Source organism: Pseudideonella sakaiensis (assembly GCF_048320135.1).
GTDB lineage: Bacteria > Pseudomonadota > Gammaproteobacteria > Burkholderiales > Burkholderiaceae_C > Ideonella_A > Ideonella_A sakaiensis_A.
The window spans coordinates 617,529-637,544 of sequence record NZ_CP182947.1 but is presented as its reverse complement, the minus strand read 5'-3'; the positions used below and the strand labels follow the sequence as shown (position 1 = coordinate 637,544).

Here is a 20,016-nt window from a genome sequence, read left to right as displayed (position 1 = left end):
CAGGTCCTGATGGGTGCTCAATGGGCGAGGGCGGTCGCGCGGCGCACCGCGTTCGCCGAGGCCTTGAACGGATCGATGCCGACGCGGCGCACGGTATCGATGAAGTGCTCGGCGCTGCCGCTGCGCTGTTCGAGGTAGGTGTCGATCACCGCCTCGACCGCGTCGGCGATCTCGTCGGCCGCGAAGGATGGGCCGATCACCTTGCCGGGCACCGGTGTGGTGGCGAGCTGCGAGCCGTCGGAGCCGCCGAGCGTGACCTGGTACCACTCGCTGCCGTCCTTGTCGACGCCGAGGATGCCGATGTGGCCGCTGTGGTGGTGGCCGCAGGAATTGATGCAGCCGCTGATGTGCAGGTCGATGTCGCCGATGTCGGCGAGCAGGTCGATGTCGTTGAACCGTTCGGTGATGTCGGCGGCGACCGGGATCGAGCGCGCATTGGCGAGGGCGCAGAAATCGCCACCCGGGCAGGCGATCATGTCGGTCAGCAGACCGATGTTCGGCGTTGCGAAGCCGGCGTCGCGGGCAGCGTGCCAGAGGCCCGGCAGGTCGGATTCGCGCACCCACGGCAGCACCAGGTTCTGGTCGTGCGAGACGCGCAGTTCACCGAGGCTGTAGCGGTCGGCCAGCGCCGCGGCGCTGTCCATCTGTGCGTCGTCGACGTCGCCCGGCGCGATGCCGGCGCGCTTCAGCGACAACGTCACCGCGCGGTAGCCGCGCTGCTGGTGCGGATGGCTGTTGCGCTCGAGCCAGCGCACGAACGCGGCTGGCGCGTCGGCCGGCGGCCGCCAGGCCGACTGGTCGGCAGCCAGCGGCTGCACCGCATCGGGGACGACGAAGCTCGCGGCGACGCGATCGAATTCGGCCTGCGGAATCAGGTGCGCGCTGCCGTCGAGGTCGTCCTTCAGGATGTGCTCGAACTCTTCGGCGACGTCGTCGATGAAGCGCTGGCCCTCGGCCTTCACGAGGATCTTGATCCGCGCCTTGTACATGTTGTCGCGGCGGCCGTGGCGGTTGTAGACGCGGACGATCGCCTCGATGAACAGCAGGATCTGCTGCCACGGCAGGAAATCGCGGATCACCGTGCCGATCACCGGCGTGCGGCCCATGCCACCGCCGACCAGCACCTTGAAGCCGACTTCGCCGGCGTCGTTTTTCAGCAGCTGCAGGCCGATGTCGTGCCAGGCGATCGCCGCGCGGTCTTCGCTGGCGCCGGTGACCGCGATCTTGAACTTGCGCGGCAGGAAGGCGAATTCAGGATGCAGCGTGCTCCACTGGCGCAGGATCTCGCAGTACGGCCGCGGGTCAACCGCCTCGTCGGCGGCAATGCCGGCGAAGCAGTCGCTGGTGATGTTGCGGATGCAGTTGCCGCTGGTCTGGATGCCGTGCATGTCGACCTCGGCCAGCAGGTCCATTACATCGGCGCTGCGCTCGAGCGGGATCCAGTTGAATTGCAGGTTCTGCCGCGTCGTGAAATGGCCGTAGCCGCCCTTGCCGGCGTGCGGACCGCTGTCCTGGTGGTCGAATTCGCGGGCGATGCGTGCCAGCGCGCGCAGCTGGCGCGAACTCAGTTCGCCGTAAGGCACGGCGATGCGCAGCATCGGCGCGTGGCGCTGCACATACCAGCCGTTCTGCAGCCGCAGCGGCCGGAATTCGTCCTCGCCGAGCTCGCCATTCAGCCGGCGTTGCAGCTGGTCGCGGTACTGCGCCGCGCGCTGGCGGACGAAATGGCGGTCGAAATCGGTATAGGTGTACATGGCTTCAGTGAATGACCTTCAGGCCGGCGGTGACCAGCGAAGCGCACAGCAGCGCGCGGACCAGGGCTTCGGGCATGCGGCGGGTCAGCTTCGCGCCGATCCAGATGCCGGGCATCGAGCCGATCAGCAGCGCGCCGAGCAGTGCCCAGTCGACATGGCCGAGAAAGGCGTGGCCGATGCCGGCGACCAGCGTCAGCGGCACCGCATGCGCGATATCGGTGCCGACGACACGCTGGGCCTCGAGCCGTGGATAAAGCAGCATGATCAGCGTCGCGCCGATCGCGCCGGCGCCGATCGAGGTCAGCGAGACGAGGATGCCGAGCACGACACCGCTGGCCAGCGTCAGCGCCGGCTTGCGGGACGCGGGCAGGTAACGCTCGAGGCGCAGGCCGAGCGCATGCCAGACGCGGCGGTAGGCGACGACGACGGCGGTCAGCAGCAGCGCGATGCCGAGCGAAAAAGTCAGTGCGGTCGACCAGCCCCTGGTCAGGCCGCTGAGGTGCATCACCGCGATCGTCGCGACCGCGGCCGGCAGGCTGCCGAGCAGCATCGTGCGCGTGATGCGCCAGTCGACGTGGCCGGCGCGGTGATGGGCGACCGAGCCGGTGGTCTTCGTCAAGGCCGCGAACCACAGGTCGGTGCCGATCGCAACCGCCGGGTGCAGCTTGAACACCGACAGCAGCAGCGGCGTCATCAGCGAGCCACCGCCGACGCCGGTCATGCCGACGATGGCGCCAACGCCGAAGCCACTCAGAATCGCGGTGTAGTCCAATCAAGGCCCCTGGGTCTGCCGGCGACGGGACTGTCTCCGGAGACCGGACTCTAGGAGTCGTCCTTATATTTGGGAACTACTTTTTTATCGTTTGATAATTCGCGTCAGTTATAACGCCGCCGCACACCGGGGAACCCAGCTCCGGTGAGCGGACATGAAAAAGCCCGGTGCAAGCACCGGGCTGAAATGCACCTTCGAATCAGAGATTCTGCGGGTACAGAGGAGACCAAGCAAAGGTCAGCTGCGGTTTGAGCCGCAGCGATTGTTCTGACCTGCTTGGCCGCCGGAAGTTCGCCGCGAAATAATCATTTACACGGCGCCGGCGTGACCGGGCTTCAGGCAGCGCGCTTGGCGGCCTTGGTCGTCGTCTGGCTGGCCTTGACGGCCGTCGACGTGATGTTCTGGAAGTTGGCTTCGGCGACTTCAGCAGCTTGCTTCGAAGCCTTCTGCACGGTCTCGTAGGCGTTGTTCGCAGCGGCGACAGCCGACTTGACCAGCGCAACGGCGTTTTCGCTGCCGGCCGGCGCATTCTTCACGGCGCTGTCGACGACGGCCATGAACTGCTTCTGCGAGTCAGCGGCGGTCTCTTCGACAACCTTCGTGACTTCGGCGTTGGTGGCGGCGGCGATGTCATAGACATGGCGGCTGTAGGCGGCGGCCTTCTCGGCGGCCGGTTGCAGCAGGCCGGATTGCAGGGCGATCAGCTCTTGCGCGTCCTTGACCGACAGCGCGGCCTTGGTCGTCTCGGCGGCTTCGCCCAGAGCGGCCTTCGCCACCTGCAGGTTCAGCTCGACCAGCTTCTCGACGCCTTCGAATGCCTTCGAGGTCAGGCCGAAGAGGGTTTCGACATTGGCTTTCTGGACAGCCACGAGTTGTTCAGCAGTGATCATTGATATCTCCATTGACGGGTTACAGGGCAAAAGCGGTGAAGTACCGTTGGTACAGCTTTTGTTGCACTGCACCATGAACAGAAGTATAGCGGCGTCGGCGCACATTTCAAGCACTTTTTGTTGCGTTGCAGCAAATTTGTCTGCAAGCTCTAGAACGGGCCGCGAACCGGCTTCGGCACAATCGGCGCGATGTGGGCATTCCATTCCAGCCGCCATCTGTTGCCGCTGCCTGCCGGCCATCGCTTTCCGATCGGCAAATATGCGCTGCTGCACGCGCGGGTAGCCGCCGAGGCACCGGCGATCGAATTGCACGAGGCGCCAGCGGCCAGCGACGATCAACTGGCGCTGGTGCACACGCGCCGCTATATAGAAGCGGTGGCCGCGGGCCGGCTCAGCGCCGCCGAGCAGCGCGAGATCGGTTTTCCGTGGAGCGAGGCGATGGTCGAGCGCTCGCGCCGCTCGGTCGGTGCGACGATTGCTGCGGCACGCACCGCGTTGCAGTCAGGCATTGCCGCGAACCTGGCTGGCGGCACCCACCATGCGGCGGCCGACAAGGGCAGCGGCTTCTGCGTCTTCAACGATGTCGCGGTGGCGGCCCGGCAGCTGCAGCGCGAGGCGTCGCGCCAGCTGCGGATCGCGGTGATCGATCTCGACGTGCACCAGGGCAACGGCACCGCGTCGATCTTCCGCGACGACCAGACGGTTTTTACGTTGTCGCTGCACGGCGCAAAGAATTTTCCGTTTCGCAAGGAGGCGAGCGACATCGACGTCGAGTTGCCAGATGGCTGTACCGACGAGCCTTACCTCGCTGCGCTCGACGAGGCCCTGCAGCGGCTTTGGGCCGCGCAGTGTGCTGGCGGCCCCGATCTGATCTTCTATCTGGCTGGCGCCGATCCGCATGAAGGCGACCGGCTCGGCCGCCTGAAGCTCAGCGCCGCGGGCCTTGCCGAGCGCGACCGCCGGGTGCTCGATGCGGCACGCCGGCGCGGCGTCCCGCTGGCCATGGTGATGGCAGGCGGCTATGGGCAGCGCATCGAGGAGACGGTAGCGATCCAGTTTGCTAGCCTGTTGCTGGCCAGCGAATCGCATCGTCAATGGGCAAAAACCACGAGCCCGGCCGGCGCCGTCGACATGGTGGCTGGCAGCCCGGGCGATGGAACAATGGCGGCATGAATGCGCAGCCATGCCCTGCAGAAACCAGCGTGCGGCGAGCCGGGCGCGACGTCTGGCGCGGCAGTGCCGGCGCGGCCACGATGGAATTGACGTGAAACCACCTGCCCAACTTCAACCCACTGCCGAACAGACGGCTGCGGTGGATGCCGCGATCCGCTCGCGGCGTTCGGTGCGCGCCTTCTTGCCGAAGCTGGTGCCGCGCGAGACGATCGAGGAAATTCTTGCGGTCGCATCGTTTGCGCCATCCGGCACCAATACCCAGCCGTGGAAGGTCCATGTGCTGACCGGCGACGCATTGCGCAGCCTGACGGACAAGCTGCTCGCGGTCTACAACGATCCGCAGGCCGCGGCGTCACACCAGGAGGAGTATCCGTATTACCCGACCGAATGGCGCTCGCCGTATATCGAGCGCCGGCGCAAGGTCGGCTGGGACCTGTACGGGCTGCTCGAGATCGGCCGCACCGACAAGAAGCGCATGCATGCCCAGCATGCGCGCAATTACCGCTTCTTCGACGCGCCGGTCGGCCTGATGTTCACGATCGACCGGGTGATGCGGCAGGGCAGTTGGCTCGACTACGGCATGTTCCTGCAGAACGTGATGATCGCCGCCCGCGCGCGTGGCCTCGATACCTGCCCGCAGGCGGCATTCACGCCGTTCCACAAGGTCATCCTCGACCATCTCGGAACGCCCGAACAGGAGATGCTGGTCTGCGGCATGTCGCTCGGCCACGCCGATCCCGACGCGATCGAGAATTCGTTGTCGACCGAACGTGAACCCGTCACCGCCTTCGCCTCATTCCATCAATGACCAGCTCCCCATCCGCCGTCGCCGCCGGACCGATACACCGGCTTGCCGAACCTTGCCGCCTGCAGCGGTGGCTGTTGCCACTGCTGTTGCTGCTTGCGCCGACGCTGGCGCAGGCGGCCGATTTCGACGGTTCCAAACTGGCCGCCTGGTGGGGAATACCGTTCGCTGGCGTCTTGCTGTCGATCGCGATCCTGCCGCTGGTCTCGCCGCATTTCTGGCACCACCATTACGGCAAGATCGTTGCCGCATGGGCGCTGGTCTTCTTCGTGCCGTTTGCCGCGATGTTCGGCATCGGCGTCGCGCTCGACGGCTTCCTGCATGCGCTGGTTGCCGAATACATCCCGTTCATCCTGCTGGTCGGCAGCCTGTATGTGATCGCCGGCGGCATCTTCCTGCGCGGCAACCTGCACGGCAGCCCGGCGCTGAATACCGGCATCCTGGCGGTCGGCTCGGTGCTCGCGAGCATCATGGGCACGACCGGCGCGTCGATGCTGCTGATTCGCCCGCTGATCCGCGCCAACGACAACCGCAAGAGCACCGCCCACGTTGTCGTCTTCTTCGTCTTCACGGTGTCGAATGTCGGCGGCTCGCTGACGCCGCTCGGCGACCCGCCGCTGTTCCTCGGTTTCCTGAAGGGGGTCGACTTCTTCTGGACGATGCAGCACATCTTCCCGGAGACGCTGTTCATCGTCGGATCGCTGCTGGTGATCTTCTATTTCCTCGACAGCTGGCATTACCGCAAGGAAGGCGTCACGCGGGTCGACCCGACGCCCGACTCACCGACGATCGGTTTTGAAGGCAAGATCAATTTCCTGCTGCTGGCCGGCGTCGTCGGACTGGTGCTGCTGAGCGGGCTGTGGAATTCCGGCATCGCGTTCAGCGTCGCCGGCGCCGACGTGACCTGGGCCAGCCTGGTGCGTGACATCGGGCTGCTGGTGCTGGCGATCGTCTCGATGCAGTTTGCACCGATGGCGCCGCGCGAACAGAACCAGTTCAACTGGGCGCCGATCGCCGAGGTGGCAAAGCTGTTTGCCGCGATCTTCCTGACCATCATTCCGGTGATTGCAATGCTGCGCGCCGGTGTCGACGGCCCGTTCGGCGCGATCGTGTCGGCGGTCACCGGCAGCGACGGCCAGCCGATTCCGGCGATGTATTTCTGGGCCACCGGCGTGTTGTCGTCCTTCCTCGACAACGCACCGACCTACCTGGTCTTTTTCAATACCGCCGGCGGCGAGGCACAGGCGCTGATGACGACCTATGCGAGCACGCTGGCGGCGATCTCGGCCGGCGCCGTCTTCATGGGTGCCAACACCTACATCGGCAATGCGCCGAACCTGATGGTCAAGGCGATCGCCGAGGACCGCGGCGTCAAGATGCCGAGTTTCTTCGGCTACATGGGCTGGTCGGTGCTGTTCCTGGTGCCGCTGTTCATCGTGATGACGTGGATCTGGTTCTGAAAAACGGGGAGGGGTGATGAAGCCGGCAATTCTGGTCGCACGTGCGGTTTTTCCGGAGACGATCGCGCGGCTGCGCGAACATTTCGAGGTCAGCGACAACCCGGACGACGAGGTCTGGTCGAAGCAGGAGCTGTCGCGGCGGCTGCAGGGCAAGGTCGGCGCGCTGACGACCGGCAGCGAGCGCATCGACGCCGAACTGCTCGATGCGCACCCGCAGCTGAAGCTGGTCGCCAACATGGCGGTCGGCTACAACAATTTCGATGTCGAGGCCTGCACCGCGCGCGGCGTGTTGTGCACCAATACGCCGGACGTGCTGACCGAGACGACCGCCGATTTCGGCTTTGCGCTGATGATGGCGACCGCGCGCCGCATCGCCGAAAGCGAACATGCCTTGCGCCGCGGCGAGTGGACCAAATGGTCGTACGACATGTTCATCGGCAGCGATGTCCACGGCGCGACGCTCGGCATCCTCGGCATGGGCCGGATCGGCCAGGCGATCGCCCGCCGCGGCGCGCACGGCTTCGGCATGCAGGTGATCTACCACAACCGCTCGCGGCTCGACCAAGCGACCGAAGCCGCCCTGAATGCGCGTTATGTCAGCAAGGAAGAGCTGCTGCGCGAGGCCGACCACCTGGTGCTGGTATTGCCATATTCGGCATCGTCGCACCATGCGATCGGCGAGGCCGAGCTGGCGCTGATGAAGCCGAGCGCCTGCCTGATCAACATCGCGCGCGGCGGCATCGTCGACGATGCGGCGCTGGTGCGGGCACTGGCGGCGCGGCAGATCGCCGCGGCCGGGCTCGATGTGTTCGAAAACGAGCCGGCGCTGAATCCGGCGCTGCTCGAACTGCCGAATGTCGTGCTGACGCCGCACATCGCGAGCGCGACCGTCGCGACGCGTCGTGCAATGGCCGAACTTGCGGCCGACAACCTGATCGCCGGTCTCGGCTGCGGTCCGCAGGCGGGCCGCCCGCCAACGCCGATCAATCCGCAGGTGCTGGCCGGCTGAACCTGGCGCCGCATGGGCGGGGCGCACCGGCGCGCCTGCGACAATCAAGGCATGGATCCTGAACTCGGGCAGTGGCTGTTTGTCGGCCTGGCCACCCTCAATCTGCTGCTGGTCGCCGGGCTCTACTGGAAGCTGCGCGACGACCGTGCCGCCGACCGCCGTAGCGAGCTGCAGACCGCCAGCCTGCTCGATGCGCACCGGCGCGACGCCGAACATCTCGAACGCAACCTGCGCGGCGAGATCGACCGCAGCGCGTCGGCGAGTCGGGTCGAACTCGGGCAGACGCTGAGCGGACTGCAGCAGACGCTGCTGCACCAGCAGGGCGAGGTCGCGCGGCTGCAGAACGACCAGCTCGACCAGCTGCGCATCCAGCTCGCGGCGATGCAGACGACGGTTGCCGAAGCGGTGCAATCTGCCGCGCAGCGTCAGCATCAGCAGGCGCAGCAGTCGCGTGAGGCGCAGGACAACGCGCTGCAGCGTTTTGCCGCCAGTTTCAACGAGCAGCTGCGGGCCTTGTCCGATGCCAACGAGCGCCGGCTGTCGGAGGTGCGCGCGACCGTCGAGCAGCGGCTCGCGAGCCTGCAGCAAGGCAATGAAAACAAGCTCGAGCAGATGCGGCTGACGGTCGACGAAAAACTGCATGCGACGCTCGAGCAGCGCCTTGGCGACAGCTTCAAGCAGGTTGCCGAGCGGCTCGAGCAAGTGCACCGCGGGCTCGGCGAGATGCAGCTGCTCGCGAAGGATGTCGGCTCGCTGAACCGGGTGCTGACGAATGTGAAGTCGCGCGGCATCTTCGGCGAGGTGCAGCTCGCCGGGCTGCTCGAGCAGGTGTTCACGCCGGAGCAATTTGCATCCAACGTCGAGACCGTCCCGGGCAGCGGCGCGCGGGTCGAATTTGCACTGAAGCTGCCCGGCCGCCGCGACGATGGTGCGCCGCTGTGGCTGCCGATCGACGCGAAATTCCCGCGCGAGGACCATGAGCGGCTGCTCGACGCGCAGGAGCGCGCCGATTCGGCCGGTGCCGAAACCGCGGCGCGGGCAATCGAGCAGCGGCTGCGGCTGGAAGCGCGCAGCATCGCCGGCAAATACCTGGCGCCACCGCACACCACCGATTTTGCGATCCTGTTCGTGCCGACCGAAGGCCTGTATGCCGAAGCCTTGCGCCGCCCCGGCCTGGTCGAAGGCCTGCAGCGCGACCACAAGGTGATGCTGGCCGGGCCGACGACGCTGCTCGCAACGCTGAACTGCCTGCAGATGGGATTCCGCACGCTGGCGCTCGAAAAGCGCTCGGCCGAAGTCTGGGAGGTGCTCGGCGGCGTCAAGACAGAATTTGCCAAGTTTGCCGATGTGCTCGCGAAGACGCGCAAGAAGCTCGAAGAGGCGGCGAACACGATCGAACATGCGCAGACGCGGACCCGCGTGATGTCGCGCAAGCTGAAATCGGTCGAGGCGCTCAGCGATACCCACAGCCGGCAGTTGCTGCCCGAGCTCTTCGACGAGACGATCGAAGCCACCGACGAAGGTCTCGCCTGACGGTGGCCGACGCAGCGGGTCAGCCAGCGGCCGACGGCGGCGAGCCTCCCAGGCGGGGGCTTTTTTCACGCCAGCTGCTGGCGCTGATCCTCGGCCAGATCAGCCTGCACGCCTGCATGACCGGCTTGCGGATGGCCGCGCCGCTGCAGGCCCTGCAGCAGGGCCGTTCGGAATGGGCGGTCGGTGTCGTGCTGGCGCTGTTTGCGATCGCGCCGATAGCGTTGGCGATGCCGGCCGGCCGGATGGCCGATCGGCACGGCTACCACCGGCCGCTGGGAATTGCGGTCGCGCTGACCTTTGCCGGCGGCGTTGCCGCGACGCTGAGCCCGCACTACATCGCGATGTGCATTGCCGCATTGCTGGCCGGTGCCGGCGCCAATATCGGGCTGATCGCGATCCAGCACCGCGCCGGCAACATGGCCGCCGGCAACATCGAACGCATCCGCATCTTCAGCTGGCTCGGGCTGGCACCGGCGTTGTCGAATGTGCTCGGGCCGGTGACCGCCGGGCTGCTGATCGACCTGGCCGGTTTCCGCGTCGCCTTTGCGGTGCTCGGGCTGATGCCGCTGGCCGCTTTGGCCTGGGCGCGCTTCGTGCCGCGCGAGCCGCCGCAGGTCATCGAGGCCGCGGCCGAGGCGCTGGCGCAGGCACAGACCAAGGCCCGCCGGGCCTGGGACCTGCTGCAGCTGCCGGCGATGCGCCGCTTGCTGCTCGTCAATCTGTTGCTGTCGGCATCGTGGGATGTGCACACCTTTGTGTTGCCTATCCTCGGCCACCAGCGCGAGCTGAGTGCGTCGGAGATCGGCGCGGTGCTCGGCGTCTTTGCGATGTCGGTGGCCGCGGTGCGGGTGCTGATTCCAATGCTGGCCGAGCGGCTCAGCGAATCGCAGGTGCTGGCCGGCGCGATGCTGGCGACGGCGGCGATCTTTGTCGCCTATCCGTTTGCGCACCAGGGCTGGTCGATGGCGCTCTGCGCAATGCTGCTCGGCATGGCGCTTGGCTCGGTGCAGCCGATGATCATGTCGCGCCTGCACCAGATCACGCCGGACCGTCGCCACGGCGAAGCGATCGGCCTGCGTTCGGTGACGATCAACCTGTCGAGCAGCCTGATGCCGCTGCTGTTTGGCCTGCTCGGCGCGACGATCGGCGCGGCCAGCCTGTTCTGGCTGATGGCGCTGGCGGTCGGCGCCGGCAGCCTGCGCGCACGTCGGCTCTGAGCGGCGGATCAGCGGGCCAGCAGTCGTTTCGCCTCGGCGACGATGGCGTCCGCGGTGATGCCGAAATGTTCATACAACGTCTGCGCCGGCCCCGATGCGCCGAAGCCGCGCATGCCGACAAAGCCGCCGCGTTCGCCGAGCCAGCGGTCCCAGCCGAAACGCATCGCGGCTTCGCAGCCGACACGCACGCTGCCGCGGCCAAGCACCGCATCGCGGTAGCCAGCGTCCTGCGCCTCGAACAATTCCCAGCTCGGCATCGAGACCACCGCGGTCGGTATGCCGGCCGCTTGCAGCGTATCGCGCGCCGCCAGGGCCAGCGCGACCTCGGAACCGGTCGCCAGCACCGTGACCTGCCGTGCGCCGTCCTCCGCATCGGCCAGCAGATAGGCGCCGCGCCGCGAAAGGTTCTCGCTGCCGGGCGCGCTGCGCACATGCGGCAGCGCCTGCCGCGCAAAAACCAGCGTGCTCGGGCCGCTGCGGTGCTCGTAGGCGATCTCCCAGCATTCGGCGGCCTCGACCGCATCGGCGGGCCGCAGCACCAGCATGTTCGGCATTGCGCGCAGCGCTGCCAGGACCTCGACCGGCTGATGCGTCGGCCCGTTTTTTCCGATGCCGATCGAGTCGTGGCTGAAGACGAACTTGACCGGCAGCCCCATCAGTGCGGCCATCCGCATTGCCGGGCGTTGATAGTCCGCGAATGCGAGGTAGGTCAGCGTCAGCGGGATGATGCCGCCGTGCGCGGCGATGCCGTTGGCCAGTGCGCCCATCACATGTTCACGCACGCCGCAGTGCAGGTAGCCGCCGCGCCGGTCGGATGCGGTGAACGCGCCGAGGCGGCGCTTGTGGCTGGTCGGCGCCTCGAGGTCGGCACAGGCGACCAGCCGTTCCGGCATCGTCTCGATCAGCGCATCGTTGATCTCGGCCGAAATGAATATGCCACTGGCCGCCGGTTCGGCCGCAACGGCACGGCACTTGTAGTCGGCCAGCACGTCGCGCCAGCCGTCGGGAAGGCTGCCGGCGATCAGCCGCTCGAATTCGGCCCGCTCGTTGCTGGGCAGCGCTGCGACACGGGCGGTCCACGCATCGCGTTCTCTGCGGTGCCGTTTTCCGGCAGCCCGCCAGGCCGCGCGCACCGCATCGGGCAATTCGAACGCTGCGCTGCTCCAGCCGAGGTCGCGCCGCGCCTGCTCGGCATCCTCGGCAAACAGCCGCGCACTGTGGCCGCCGCGCTGACCCTGCAGCCGCGCGATGCCTTTGGCGATCACGGTGCGGCACGCCAGCATCGACGGCCGCGGGTCGGCCTTCGCTGCGGTGATCGCTGCCGACACCGCCTCGAAGTCGTGGCCGTCGACCTCGACCACATGCCAGCCGGCGATGCGGCAGCGCGCCGCGACATCCTCGCTGATCGCAAGTCCGGTCGGACCGTCATCGGTGATGCGGTTGTCGTCCCATAACACCACCAGCTTGCCAAGCCGCAGGTGGCCGGCGAGCGAGATCATCTCCTGGCCGACGCCTTCCTGCAGGCAGCCGTCGCCGACAAAGGCATAGGTGTGGTGGTCGACGACACTGGGATAACGCGCCGCCAGCCAGGCTTCGGCGATCGCCATGCCGAGCGCATTTGCGATGCCCTGGCCGAGTGGCCCGGTCGTGACCTCGATGCCCGATGCCGGATCGCGCTCCGGATGGCCTTCGCAGCGCGAACCGAAATCGCGGAAGCTCGAGATCTGCTCGATTTCGATCCGCTGGTAGCCGGTCAGGTGCAGCAGCGCATACAGCAGCATCGAGCCGTGGCCGTTCGACAGGACGACCCGGTCGCGATCGGGCCAGGTCGGATCGGTCGGGTCGAATTTCAGATGCCGGATGTACAGCGCGGTCGCGATCTCGGCCATGCCGAGCGGCACGCCCTGGTGGCCTTCGCCGGCGCGGACGATCGCATCGATTGCGAGAAAACGGATCGCATTCGCGAGCTCGGCGGAGGAGGGCGTTGCCATCGGCTCAGATGCGGCCGGTTGCGCCAGAGCTCAGTCGAGCCACTTCCGGATCCGTGCTGCCAGCGCGTCGCGGCTGATGCCGTAGCGGTCGTGCAGCGTCGGCAGCGCGCCGGCATCGAGGAAGGCATCGGGCAGGCCGGCCAGCTGGAATCCGGCCGGCAACACCCGGTGGCGCAGCAGTGCGCTGGCCACCGCCTCGCCGAGGCCGCCGACCACCGAGTGGTTTTCGGCAACGACGACCAGCCGCGGTTTGGCACGCACCGCGTCGACGATCGCCGCCTCGTCGAGCGGCTTGATCGTCGGGCAGTGCAGCACCGCGACGCCGAGTTTGTCTTTTGCGAGATCTGCAGCGGCCTCGAGTGCGCGCATCGTCAGGATGCCGCTGGCGATCACCAGCACGTCGGCGCCGTCGCGCAGCAGCTTCGCCTTGCCGAGTTCGAACCGGTAGTCGTATTCATCGAGCACCAGCGGCACCTGGCCACGCAGCAGTCGCATGTAGACCGGGCCCTTGTGTTCGGCGATCTGCGGCACCGCCTGCTCGATGTCGAGCGCGTCACAGGGGTCGACGATCGTCAGCCCCGGGATCGCCCGCATCATCGCGATGTCGTCGGTTGCCTGGTGGCTCGGGCCATAACCGGTGGTCAGGCCGGGCAGCGCGCAGCAGATCTTGACGTTCAGGTTTTCCTCGGCGATCACCTGGTGGATGAAGTCGTAGCCGCGGCGCGTGCCGAAGACGGCATAGGTGGTCGCAAACGGCACCAGCCCTTCCTTGGCCATGCCGCCGGCCGCGCCGATCAGCAGTTGTTCGGCCATGCCCATCTGGTAGAAGCGATCGGGATAGGCCTGGGCAAACAGGTGCAGGTCGGTATATTTGGCGAGGTCGGCAGTCAGGCCGACGATCTCGGGCCGGTCGGCGGCATGCTCGACCAGCGCCTTGCCGAATGGCGCGGCCTTCACGCGCTGGTCGTCGGATGCAATCGACGCGATCATTGCCGACGTCGTCAGGCGCGGCTTCTTCTCCGAAGTGGCGGCGTTCATCGCGTGGCTCCTTGGTGCATCGGCTCCGGCTGCGACCGCTCGAGGATCTCGAGTGCCTGCTGCCACTCGGGCGGATCGACGCGGATGAAGTGGTTTTTTTCGCGGCTCTCGAGGAAGGGCACGCCCTTGCCCATCAGCGTATCGAACAGGATCACCCGCGGCTTCGGCTCGCGCAGCGCGCGGGCGGCATTGAAGGCCGCGACGACTGCGGCCAGGTCGTTGCCATCGATGCGCTGCACATGCCAGCCGAACGCGGCCCATTTGTCGGCCAATGGCTCGAAGCCGAGCACCTTGCCGGACGGGCCGTCGGCCTGCTGGTTGTTGATGTCGACCAGGCAGATCAGGTTGTCGAGGCCGAAATGGCCGGCCGACATCGCTGCCTCCCAGGTCGACCCTTCGTCGAGTTCACCGTCGGACATCGAGTTGTAGACGAAGGCCGGGTTCTTTTTCTGCTTCAGGCCGAGGGCCATGCCGATGCCGATCACCAGCCCCTGCCCCAACGAGCCACCGGAGACCTCCATGCCCGGCGTATAACTCGCCATGCCCGACATCGGCAGCCGGCTGTCGTCGCTGCCATAGGTCTCGAGTTCGCTCTCCGGCAACACGCCGGCCTCGATCAGCGCCGCATAGTGCGCGATCGCATAGTGGCCGTGCGACAGCAGAAAGCGGTCGCGGCCTTCCCAGGCCGGGTCGTCGGGCCGCAACTGCATCGCATGGCAATAGGCGACCGCCAGCACATCGGCCCAGCCGAGCGCCTGGCCGATATAACCCTGGCCCTGCACCTCGCCCATGCGGACGGCGAGCTGGCGGATGCGGTGCGCGCTGCCGGCCAGCCTGGCCAGCGTTGCAGCGGGTGTGCTCATCGATGGTCTCCTCTGCAAACGGCTGGCCGTGGCCGGCAGCCGCGTGCGAGTCTTCGTTCAGGTTCAGTGGATCAGCATCCCGCCATTCACGTCGAGCGTGATGCCGGTGCAGTATTTTGCGAGGTCGCTGGCGAGAAAAACCAGGCAGCCGGCAACATCGTCCGGCTCGCCGATGCGGTTCAGCGGGATCTGCTCGAGGATGCCTTTTTTCCGGTCGTCCGGAATCAGGCCCTTGTTGATGTCGGTCGCGATCAGCCCCGGCGTCACGCAATTGACGCGGATCCCATCGACGCCATATTCGCGCGCCATCGCACGCGCCAGCCCGAGCACGCCGGCCTTTGCCGCCGAATAGTGCGGGCCGCCGAGGATGCCGCCGCCGCGCTGCGCGGACACCGACGAGACGCAGCAGATCGAGCCGGAGCGCTGTTCGCGCATCGCCGGCAGCACCGCCTGCGACATGTACAGCGTGCCGCGCAGGCTGACGTCGAGCACCGCATCGTAGTCGGCGGCGCTGATGTCGAGCGTCTTGCGCGGCTGCGTGATGCCGGCGTTGTTGACGAGGATGTCGATGCGGCCGAAGCGCTGCAGCACGGTCTGCGCGGCGCGGTCGCACGATGCCCTGTCGGTCACATCGGCGACGATGCCGAGATGGGTTTCGCCGAGCTGGCGGGCGGCGGCCGCCGGATCGGCGCGCTCGAGGTCGAGGATCGCGACCCGGGCACCTTGCGCGGCCATCATCCGCGCGGTTGCAAAACCGAGGCCGTTCAGCCCGGCGCCGCCGGTGATCACGGCAAACTTGTCCTTCAGCAGCATGCAATCGTCTCCAATCGTCGAGTTGAAGCTGCTGGCGTCGCAGCCGCTTGTCCGCCGACGATCTTCGGCTGCGGATCGGATGAAGGCAAGCGAAGATTCATCACGCTAAGATGACAGATCGTCATTCAACTTGAGGGTTCGCCCGATGTCGGCATTGCCGCCGCTGCCCGGTCTGCTCGCCTTCGAGGCGGTTGCCCGCCGGCGCAGCTTCGCGCTGGCGGCGGCGGAGCTGCACCTGACGGCGTCGGCGGTCAGCCACCAGATCGCGCGGCTGGAGGCCCAGCTCGGCGTGCGGCTGTTCGAGCGCAGCGCACACGGCGTGCGGCTCAGTGCGGCGGGTGAGGTCTATCTGTCGCGGATCGGTGGTGCGTTGGCGGCCATCGCATCGGCGACCGACGATTTGCAGCATGGCATCAGCAACAGCCTCTATCTGCACTGCAGCCCGAGCCTGGCGACGTTGTGGCTGATGCCCCGGCTGCGGGCGTTTGCGCAGGCCTGCCCGCAGATTGCGCTGAACCTGTCGTCATCGCCGACACCGAGCGACTTCGCGCTCGGTCAGGCCGACCTCGACATCCGCTACGGCGTGCCGCAGTGGCCCGATCTGGTTGTCGAGCCCTTGTTCGAGGAGGCGATCCTGCCGCTGGCGAGTCCGGCATTCATCCGTGAACACCGGCTGCGGCGCGTCGAGCAGCTGCTCGAGGTGCCGCTGATCCAGAGCACCGTCAGCGTTGTGCAGTGGTCGGACTGGTTCCGGCGTTTTGCCAGCGGACTTGCGCCCGAGCGTTTTGCGGTGCGTTTCGACCGCGCGCAGATGGCGCTCGACAGTGCGACGCAGGGGCTTGGCGTTGCGCTCGAGAGCGCAACGATGGCCGACGGCCATCTCGCGTCGGGGCGCCTGCGGCCGGTTTTCGACGCCGGCAAGGCGCTGCGCGTGAAGGCGCATTTCGCGGTTTATCCGGCACGCCACGCAAAGCGGGCGCCGGTCGAGGCCTTTCTGGCCTGGTTGCACCGCGAAGCCGCGTTGTCGATACGCGCAGCAGACGGTGTCGCCTGAGCCGATGACAGCGCGCGCTTGATGAATCTGCGCGCGCCCGGCCTCAGAAGCGGATGCCGCCCGGCGCCGGCGGCGGCGCAGCCGGTGTCTGTGGGGCCGGCGCCGGCGCAGCGGTCACCGCAGGTCTCTCGGCCACCGCCGGCACCAGCGGCTGCGGCGCCGGTGCGGCGTAATTGGCCGGCAATCGCGACTGCTTCGGATAACCGGCGGCATCGAGGTACGACGACCACTGGTCGGGCGAGAAGCCGTGCAGCACTTGGCTGCCGATCGTCAATGCCGGGATCTGCTTCGCGCCGGTTGCCGCCTGCAAGGCGTCGCCTTCACCTGCGCCGACCAGTTTTTCCGCGTATGGAATGCCACGCTGGCGCAGCAGCTGCCGCCCGGCGTCGCAGGGTTCGCAGGGCCGTTGCACATAAAGCGTGACCGGATAACGGCTGGCCACCTGGCGCAGTTCGAACGGCAAGCTCGCGTTTGCCGTCGCTGACGGCCCGGCAGCAGTTTCGATCGGCACCACCTTGCCGGGCGCCTTGACCGGAGCCCGGTCGGTAAAGGTGACGCTGCCATCCGGATTGACGACCTTGTACTGGGCGGCCGCGGCAAAAGGCAAACCCAGCGCGATGGCCAGCGCCAGCGACGGGGCCGTCAATGTTCCGGATCGGCTGGCGTGGTGCATCACGGGTTCCTCTTCAGTTCATGCCTTGATGGCGAAGCAGCGCGTCGATCTGCGGCTCGCGGCCACGGAAGGCCTTGAAGCTTTCCATCGCCGGGCGGCTGCCGCCGGCCTCGAGCACCGCGCTACGGTAGCGGCGGCCGGTCTCGACATCGAGCACGCCGGCCTCGCTGCCGGCATTTTCCTCGAATGCGCCCCAGGCGTCGGCACTGAGCACCTCGGCCCACTTGTAACTGTAGTATCCGGCTGCATAACCGCCGGCGAAGATGTGCGAGAAGCCATTTTCGAAGCGGTTGAAGGCCGGCGGGTTCAGCACGCTGACCTCGGCACGCACCTCGTCGATCAGGCCGTGGACATCGGCCTCGCGGCCCGGCTCGCCGTACAGCCGCACGTCGAACAGCGCAAATTCGACCTGGCGCAGCGTCTGCAGACCGCTCTGAAAATTCTTCGCGGCGATCATCTTGTCGAACAATTCGCGCGGCAGCGATGCGCCGGTATCGACGTGCGAGGTCAGTCGCCGCACGACGTCCCATTCCCAGCAGAAGTTTTCCATGAACTGGCTCGGCAGTTCGACCGCATCCCATTCGACGCCGGAAATGCCGGAGACGCCGATCTCGTCGACCTGCGTCAGCATGTGGTGCAGGCCGTGGCCGAATTCATGGAACAGCGTCGTGACGTCGTCGTGCGTCAGCAGCGCCGGCCGTTGTTCGCCATTGACGACGACCGGTGGCGCGAAATTGCAGACCAGGTGGGCGACCGGCGTCTGCAGCGCGCCGTCGCTGCGGTCCGGGCGCTTCCAGCGGCCGCGCACGTCGTCCATCCACGCGCCCGGGCGCTTGCCGGTGCGGGCATGCAGGTCGAGGTAGAACTGGCCGACCAGCTGGCCGCCGCGCGAGATGCTGAAAAAACGCACGCTCGGATGCCAGACCGGTGCGGTGTCGGGACGGATCTCGACCTCGAACAGCGTCTCGACGATGCGGAAAAGGCCGTCGAGCACGGTCGGCTCGGTGAAATAGGCCTTCACCTCCTGGTCGCTGAAGGCATAACGTGCATGTTTCAACCGTTCGCTGGCAAATGCGATGTCCCAGGCCTGCAGGTCGTCGATGCCGAGTTCGGTGGCGGCGAATTCGCGCAGTTCGGCGAGGTCGCGCTCCGCGTGCGGCCGTGCGCGGCGCGCCAGGTCGTGCAGAAAATCGAGCACCTGCTGCGTCGACTCGGCCATCTTCGGCACCAGCGACACCTCGGCGTAATTCGGGAAGCCGAGCAGCCTGGCCTCCTCCTGGCGCTGCGCGACGAGTTCGCGCATCAGCGGGCCATTGTCGAGTTCGGCCGGGCCGAGTTCGCTGGCCCGCGTGACATGGGCCCGGTACATCGTCTCGCGCAACGCACGGTTGGTTGCGTACTGCATCACCGGCAGGTAAACCGGCAGGTGCAGCGTCAGCTTGTGGCCGTCCTTGCCGTCGGCCGTTGCAGCCGCCTGGGTCGCGTGGCAGACGTCGGCCGGCACGCCGTCCATTTCGGCGGCGCTGGCGAAATGCGCAAAGCCGTCGGTCGCGTCGAGCACGTGTTCGGAAAATTTCTGCGCCAGGTCGGCCTGCGTCTCCTGCAGACGCGCAAAGCGCTGCTTGGCCTCGCCCTCGAGCTCGGCGCCGGACAGGCGGAAATCGCGCAGTGCATTCGACAACGCGCGTTGCCGCGCCAGTGACAGCGTCTTCGCCGACGGGCTCTCCATCACCGCCTTGTATTTCGCGTACAGCCGCTCGTCGGAGCCGAGCCGGGCATGGAATTCGGTGATCTTCGGCAGGCTCTCGTTGTAGGCGGCGCGCAATGCCGGCGAATCGGCCACGCCGTTCAGGTGGCTGACCGCGCCCCAGGCGCGGCCGAGCCGCTCGGTCGCGACGTCGAGCACCTTCGACAAGGCGTCGTAATCGGCCGGAAATTCATCGGCAGTGACCGTCGCGAGCGCGTCGTTGGCATCGCGCAGCAGCTGCTCGACCGCCGGACCGACATGTTCGGGGCGGATCTCGGCGAAGCGGGGCAGGTCGGAAAAATCGAGCAGTGGATTGGTCATGATCTGATTGATTCAACGTTTGCCGACGAGCGGCGGGCGACACGTTCGGCGGCTTCGAGGGTATTCATCAACAACATCGTGATCGTCATCGGGCCGACGCCGCCGGGCACCGGCGTCATCGCCGAGGCGACCGGCGAGACGCCGGCGAAATCGACATCGCCGCACAGCTTGCCATCATCGTCGCGGTTCATCCCGACATCGAGCACGACGGCGCCGGGCTTGACCATCTCGGCGGTCAGCGTGTTGCGGCGGCCGACCGCCACGACGACGATGTCGGCCAGCCGCGTATGCGCCGCCAGATCCGGTGTGGCACTGTGGCAAATGGTGACGGTGGCGTGCGCTTGCAAGAGCAGCATCGCCATCGGCTTGCCGACGATGTTGCTGCGTCCGATCACGACAGCATGCTTGCCGCGCGGGTCGCAGCCGACCGATTCGAGCAGCTTCATGCAGCCGTATGGCGTGCACGGCTTGAAGCCCGCAGCGGCAGCCGCGCCACCGACCATCAGTGCGCCGGCATTGGCGATGTGAAAGCCATCGACGTCCTTCGCTGGCGCAATCGCCTCGATGACCCGGTTCGCATCGATGTGTACGGGCAGCGGCAGCTGCACCAGGATGCCGTGCACGGCGGGGTCGGCGTTCAGCGCAGCGATGCGGTCGAGCAACGCCGCTTCGGCGAAATCGTCCGGATAAGCCTCGTGCAGCGAATGGAAGCCGGCATCGGCGCAGGCCTTGACCTTGTTGCGCACATAGACCTTGCTGGCCGGGTTGTCGCCGACGACGATCACCGCAAGGCCGGGCTGGTGGCCTGCGGCGGCGAGCCGCGATGCGCGCAGCGCGATGTCGCCACGCAGCTGGCGGGAGAGTTGGTTGCCGTCGATCACCGTGGCGGACATCGGTTTACCT

The 20,016-nt window shown here is 67.0% G+C and carries 17 protein-coding genes; 7 read left to right on the top strand and 10 right to left on the bottom strand.

Features of this window, described 5'->3' with window-relative positions:
• Positions 1 to 17: 17 nt before the first annotated feature.
• The 3 genes from ACNH6H_RS02755 to ACNH6H_RS02745 all read right to left on the bottom strand — a co-directional run bounded on the left by ACNH6H_RS02755 (position 18) and on the right by ACNH6H_RS02745 (position 3,416).
• Positions 18 to 1,754 carry a nitrite/sulfite reductase gene (locus tag ACNH6H_RS02755; protein WP_418315429.1) on the bottom strand — a complete coding sequence of 579 codons (1,737 nt, stop codon included), beginning with the start codon at positions 1,752 to 1,754 and terminating at the stop codon, positions 18 to 20.
• Between the two features lie 4 nt (positions 1,755 to 1,758).
• Positions 1,759 to 2,526, bottom strand: a complete 768-nt coding sequence (locus ACNH6H_RS02750; protein WP_418315428.1) for a sulfite exporter TauE/SafE family protein — start codon at positions 2,524 to 2,526, stop codon at positions 1,759 to 1,761.
• 335 nt (positions 2,527 to 2,861) lie between these two features.
• Complete coding sequence (locus ACNH6H_RS02745; RefSeq protein WP_418321199.1) at positions 2,862 to 3,416, bottom strand: phasin family protein; 555 nt, start codon at positions 3,414 to 3,416, stop codon at positions 2,862 to 2,864.
• A 189-nt stretch (positions 3,417 to 3,605) separates the two neighbouring features.
• Between ACNH6H_RS02745 and ACNH6H_RS02740 the strand changes: the two genes are divergently transcribed.
• From ACNH6H_RS02740 to ACNH6H_RS02715, 6 genes are all read left to right on the top strand, one after another.
• A complete protein-coding gene (locus ACNH6H_RS02740) occupies positions 3,606 to 4,589 on the top strand; it encodes a histone deacetylase (protein WP_418315427.1) in 984 nt (327 codons plus the stop codon).
• A gap of 91 nt (positions 4,590 to 4,680) precedes the next feature.
• A complete protein-coding gene (locus tag ACNH6H_RS02735) occupies positions 4,681 to 5,397 on the top strand; it encodes a nitroreductase (RefSeq protein ID WP_418315425.1) in 717 nt (238 codons plus the stop codon).
• 74 nt (positions 5,398 to 5,471) lie between these two features.
• Complete coding sequence (locus ACNH6H_RS02730) at positions 5,472 to 6,854, top strand: sodium:proton antiporter (RefSeq protein WP_418315423.1); 1,383 nt, start codon at positions 5,472 to 5,474, stop codon at positions 6,852 to 6,854.
• Positions 6,855 to 6,867: 13 nt separating this feature from the next.
• On the top strand, positions 6,868 to 7,863 hold the full coding sequence (locus tag ACNH6H_RS02725) for a 2-hydroxyacid dehydrogenase (protein ID WP_418315421.1): 996 nt from the start codon (positions 6,868 to 6,870) through the stop codon (positions 7,861 to 7,863).
• A gap of 51 nt (positions 7,864 to 7,914) precedes the next feature.
• Entirely contained in the window at positions 7,915 to 9,396 is a 1,482-nt protein-coding gene (locus ACNH6H_RS02720; RefSeq protein WP_418315419.1) for a DNA recombination protein RmuC, read from the top strand.
• 2 nt (positions 9,397 to 9,398) lie between these two features.
• Entirely contained in the window at positions 9,399 to 10,613 is a 1,215-nt protein-coding gene (locus tag ACNH6H_RS02715) for an MFS transporter (protein ID WP_418315418.1), read from the top strand.
• An 8-nt stretch (positions 10,614 to 10,621) separates the two neighbouring features.
• On the opposite strand, the gene tkt is transcribed toward ACNH6H_RS02715, so the two are convergent.
• The 4 genes from tkt to ACNH6H_RS02695 form a co-directional block, all read right to left on the bottom strand.
• Entirely contained in the window at positions 10,622 to 12,604 is a 1,983-nt protein-coding gene (tkt, locus tag ACNH6H_RS02710; RefSeq protein WP_418315417.1) for a transketolase, read from the bottom strand.
• Positions 12,605 to 12,634: 30 nt separating this feature from the next.
• On the bottom strand, positions 12,635 to 13,642 hold the full coding sequence (locus ACNH6H_RS02705; RefSeq protein WP_418315416.1) for a transketolase family protein: 1,008 nt from the start codon (positions 13,640 to 13,642) through the stop codon (positions 12,635 to 12,637).
• Entirely contained in the window at positions 13,639 to 14,505 is an 867-nt protein-coding gene (locus tag ACNH6H_RS02700) for a transketolase (RefSeq protein ID WP_418315414.1), read from the bottom strand. The genes ACNH6H_RS02705 and ACNH6H_RS02700 overlap by 4 nt, the downstream gene beginning before the upstream one ends.
• A 63-nt stretch (positions 14,506 to 14,568) precedes the next feature.
• Complete coding sequence (locus ACNH6H_RS02695) at positions 14,569 to 15,318, bottom strand: SDR family NAD(P)-dependent oxidoreductase (protein ID WP_418315412.1); 750 nt, start codon at positions 15,316 to 15,318, stop codon at positions 14,569 to 14,571.
• A 145-nt stretch (positions 15,319 to 15,463) separates the two neighbouring features.
• Here ACNH6H_RS02695 and ACNH6H_RS02690 point away from each other — a divergent pair, with 145 nt between their 5' ends.
• A complete protein-coding gene (locus ACNH6H_RS02690) occupies positions 15,464 to 16,372 on the top strand; it encodes a LysR substrate-binding domain-containing protein (RefSeq protein ID WP_418315411.1) in 909 nt (302 codons plus the stop codon).
• A gap of 43 nt (positions 16,373 to 16,415) precedes the next feature.
• On the opposite strand, the gene ACNH6H_RS02685 is transcribed toward ACNH6H_RS02690, so the two are convergent.
• Genes ACNH6H_RS02685 through folD form a run of 3 tightly spaced genes read right to left on the bottom strand, consistent with a single transcriptional unit; the run spans position 16,416 to position 20,006 of the window.
• Positions 16,416 to 17,045: a DUF4124 domain-containing protein gene (locus ACNH6H_RS02685; protein ID WP_418315410.1), complete on the bottom strand. Its 630-nt coding sequence runs from the start codon at positions 17,043 to 17,045 to the stop codon at positions 16,416 to 16,418.
• A 13-nt stretch (positions 17,046 to 17,058) separates the two neighbouring features.
• Positions 17,059 to 19,113, bottom strand: coding sequence for a M3 family metallopeptidase (locus tag ACNH6H_RS02680; RefSeq protein ID WP_418315408.1), 2,055 nt, complete (start codon positions 19,111 to 19,113; stop codon positions 17,059 to 17,061).
• A complete protein-coding gene (folD, locus tag ACNH6H_RS02675; RefSeq protein ID WP_418315406.1) occupies positions 19,110 to 20,006 on the bottom strand; it encodes a bifunctional methylenetetrahydrofolate dehydrogenase/methenyltetrahydrofolate cyclohydrolase FolD in 897 nt (298 codons plus the stop codon). Before folD ends, ACNH6H_RS02680 begins: the two co-directional genes overlap by 4 nt.
• Positions 20,007 to 20,016 lie beyond the last annotated feature (10 nt).